Source organism: Phaeobacter sp., assembly GCF_022825805.1.
In the GTDB taxonomy this organism is placed as follows: domain Bacteria; phylum Pseudomonadota; class Alphaproteobacteria; order Rhodobacterales; family Rhodobacteraceae; genus Phaeobacter.
Genome location: NZ_JAJDWC010000128.1, coordinates 1 through 3,942 on the forward strand (window position 1 = coordinate 1; position 3,942 = coordinate 3,942).

2 protein-coding genes, 1 tRNA gene and 1 pseudogene are annotated in these 3,942 nt (G+C 56.9%); 2 read left to right on the forward strand and 2 right to left on the reverse strand.

Features of this window, described 5'->3' with window-relative positions; genetic code table 11:
* Positions 1-120 precede the first annotated feature (120 nt).
* Positions 121-1,737, reverse strand: coding sequence for a L,D-transpeptidase family protein (locus Q0C28_RS15065; RefSeq protein ID WP_293576997.1), 1,617 nt, complete (start codon positions 1,735-1,737; stop codon positions 121-123).
* Positions 1,738-2,105: 368 nt separating this feature from the next.
* On the opposite strand from Q0C28_RS15065, the gene Q0C28_RS15070 reads away from it, so the two are divergent.
* Positions 2,106-2,681, forward strand: a complete 576-nt coding sequence (locus tag Q0C28_RS15070; RefSeq protein ID WP_293576999.1) for a DUF882 domain-containing protein — start codon at positions 2,106-2,108, stop codon at positions 2,679-2,681.
* Between the two features lie 237 nt (positions 2,682-2,918).
* Positions 2,919-2,995 (forward strand) — tRNA-Arg (locus Q0C28_RS15075).
* Positions 2,996-3,553: 558 nt separating this feature from the next.
* Here Q0C28_RS15075 and Q0C28_RS15080 read toward each other — a convergent pair.
* Positions 3,554-3,942, reverse strand: a pseudogene (locus tag Q0C28_RS15080) (hypothetical protein); the annotation flags it as partial.

Consider the following 3,942-nt stretch of genomic DNA (forward strand, 5'->3'; position numbering starts at 1 on the left):
CCGCTTCGACGCGTGCGAACGCAGCAGCCCAAATCTCCAGTCGCCTACGGCTCGTTCCGATTTGGGCTGCTGCGGTACTAACTGAAGCGGACAATTGGCATGTTACCTACACCGGACAATTCAGAATGTTCTCGACACCCCTGCCCGTTCCAGAGCGGCCCATACCTTGGCGTCACGCCCATAGATGTCGCGGCGATATTCCGCCTTGCCATCCGGCGACATAAAGGCGGTGCGGTAGATGATATGCACCGGCACCTGCTGTTCCAGATCCACCTTGGTTTCTTTGCCGCTGTTCAGGATGCGGTCAAAGAACTGCTTGGGGTTTTCTGTCTGTTTGGCCAGCAGCGCATAGGCAAATTCAAACGGCTGCGCCAAACGGATACACCCGTGTGAGAAGGCCCGTACCTCTCGCTGAAACAGGCTCTTTTGGGGCGTGTCATGCAGGTAGATGTTGTATTTGTTCGGGAACATGAATTTCACCAAACCCAAGGCGTTGGAACGGCTTGGAGGCTGGCGCATCGCATAGGGGAAATTCCGCGCGGTATACTGGGAAAAATCCGCTGTGCTGCGATTCACCTTGCGACCGCGACTGTCGGTGATTTCGATGTGGCTGACCGCATTGGGGTTAGAGCGCAGTTTGGGCAGATATTCTTTGGTGATGATGGAGCGTGGGACATACCAGCTCGGATTGATCACCATGTGCTCCATGATGTCGGAAAACTCTGGCGAGCGGCAATCACTGGTGTCTTTGCCGATCACAGAGCGGGTTTCAAAAGTAACGTCGCCATTGTCGACGATCTTTGCAGTGAAATCGGTCTGGTTCACCAGAATATGACGGCTGCCCAGATCGGGCATCAGCCAGCGTTCACGCTCCATCGCGACCAGAACGGATTTGATCCGATCTGACACGGGCTTGTTGATCTCCGCCAGCGTGCCGCCGCCGGCGACACCGTCAGGTTCCAGCCCATGATCGGCCTGAAACGCCTGAACTGCAGCCTCCAGCGCGGTATCATAGGTGCGCGCAGCGCTGCGATCGAGGTAGCCCATCCGCATCAGCCGGTTGCGCAGTGCGATCACCGCAGGTCCGCTCGCGCCCTGTTCCAGTTTCTTGCCAGGAACCACAGGCCCCCATCCCCCGGCAGCCTCCACTGCTTCGAGACGCATTTTATGGCGCAGCAAGGATTGGTATTGTGCAGTCTGCGGCGCCAGGCTGCGCAGGTAGGACACGGCGGGCTGGTCACGCATCCCAACCAGATAGGCCGCAAAATCGGGTTTGTGTTTCTTGCGCACGATCCCGTCATCAATCCGGGACGGTTGCAACAGGCCTGTTTGCAGATCGCTGGCATAAGACACCAGTGCCTGGCTCATCGCGACTTCTGCGCGCCCCAGATCGCGGGTTGTGGCAACAGATCCCAACAGCTCGGTCAGCTCGGCAATTTCGGCGCTGCGGTCCGGCAACCCATGGGTGGGCGCTTCCGCAAGCGCGCGAAACAGCGCGGCCCGCCGCGCGGTGGAGGCTGCGTCCATGCCCGTCCACATCGGCTCAAACCCGTTGGCGCGATAAAACTCTGCAACTGGATCGCTTGCAGACGCGGCCTCTGCCACCGCCTGTTTGAACGCAGTGATCTGTGCGGCCCCATCCGATGGCCCTGCTATGGTCAGCGCGCCAGCAATCGATAGCGCGAACAAGCTGCTCTTGAGAGAAGGAAAGACACGGGTCAACAGGGCGGGCTTCATCAAGTCACGGTCCTTAAACAACGAAACAAAATCAGTGTGGGCTGCCTTAAATGAAATCCTGGTAAAGACCAGCCCCACCTGTCCATTCACTTTTGCGGCAGCGCAATCCAGCAACACTGGGTTGCGGCCTTTTGGCGTCAGTTCCCGGCTTGTGCCGCGCGGCAGCCCTGCAACAAACGGGGAAATTAACAAAATCTTTCCCTTTTGCGCAAAAAATTGCCGAAATTCACGGTATATGTCGACTTGCAATATAGAAAACTTGGATCGCGAATCTTGCTGTGTCATACAGTGAGCGCGCGGCAACAGGACCACAAACCGTCCGTAACATCGGGCACCAGGCAGAGACTTCAGGCGTACGGGACAACGCAGTGACAGTTAACAACACTACCACATCGGGGCTCTCCCGCAGGGCGCTACTTGGCGCATTCGCGGCAACCTCCGTTATCGCAGCACCTACCTTCTCCAACGCAGCTGGTTTTTTGCGCGGCGCAGGCGACATCCGCCGCATCCGCATGTATTCCGGCCGCACCGGCGAGAAGATCGACATGATCTACTGGATCGACGGCAAATACGTCAAAGATGCCGTGAAAGAGGTGAATTACTTCATGCGCGATTGGCGCAGCGATGACGTGAAGGACATGGACCTGCGCACCATCGATATCATGGCAGCAGCCCATAACCTGATGGACGCAACCGAGCCCTACATGTTGTTGTCCGGCTATCGCAGCCCAAAAACCAACGCGATGTTGCGCAGCCGGTCCCGCGGCGTTGCCAAGAATTCGCTGCACATGCGCGGCCAGGCTGCCGATCTGCGCCTGTCGTCCCGTTCCGTGTCGCAGATGGCCAAGGCTGCGATGGCCTGTCGCGCCGGTGGTGTTGGCAAATACGCCCGCTCCAATTTTGTTCATATGGATTGCGGCGTTGTCCGCAGTTGGCGCGGCTAGGCGCAGCGCACAAAAAAACATGTCAAACCCGCGTTTCCGACGCGGGTTTTTATTTGCCGCGTTTGCAGTTGCCCGGTTTGAATTCGTGAGGCCTTATTGCCCCGCGTCGCTCTGAAAATGGGCCTATGCCGCTACGAAAAGCTGCTGGCGCAGAGGCGCAAGCGTTTTACCCGACAACAGATTTTTCCCATTTTGCCATTGCGGAGCCAACCGACCGCAGGTATACGCCTACCAGACGCACCTGTAGCTCAGCTGGATAGAGCGCTGCCCTCCGAAGGCAGAGGCCAGAGGTTCGAATCCTCTCAGGTGCGCCATCTTTTTTCAAGACATCTGCTTGTGCGCCTGATGCATCGTCTGCGTTTTGCGTAACGGATGTGGTACCTATGACTGTTCTTGCTTCTGGCGGAGTTAAGCAACGTCAGGAGCTAAGCCGGTTGCACCTTTGATATGTCATGGCAATTGGCGCGTCAGATCCGGCTTTGACAGGGTTGCCAGACAAGTGGCCGCTGCTCGTCCCCCGTCAACATAGACCGCGCCCATCAGTCTTCTGAAACGACCCTAAACGCCCGCTCAACATCCGCCCTTTTGTTCGGATATCCACGTTGTAAGAAACCGTGCGACATCCTTGGAGATTGGTCTGTTGCGGCCATCTTCAGGGCTCAGTCAGGCGCGATAACTGGTGGAAAACTCCTCTGGTACGGCGGTGTGCCGACAGCCTCTTGGTTTCTCAGACCATACTGTCGTCTTGACCTTCCCACATAGATCGTCACGGCGCACCGTCGTGTCCCGGACGAGCAGAATTACACGACCTGCCGCTACGCTGCTAACGCAGCATAGCGACAGTTTGGGCGCGCACTTCAATAGAGAAGAAATCAAACCCCGATTAGAGTAAGCGTCTCTCCCGAAAGGCTCCAATCATTCGGGTCAATTTGATAGTCCTGAAGCAAGATAGAACTTTCATGGGAGGTTCCGGCCTCAACAGTGATCAATGTGTCATTCCCAATTTGGCTATAGCTTGCACTCAACTCGCCCAGCCCCCAACCGTTTATGACCAGTTGATCTCCTCCTGAAAAATCGGAAACGGTATCCGACCCAAAAGGTATGAAATTGAAGCCGTCCGAATCCAGCGCGAATTCGAAACGATCCATGCCATCGCCGCCGATGAGCAGGTCGTTGTCCTCGCCGCCATAGAGGTGATCGTCCTGCAGCCCGCCCTCAAGCGTGTCGTCGCCGCTGCCGCCATAGAGATGGTTGAAGCCGC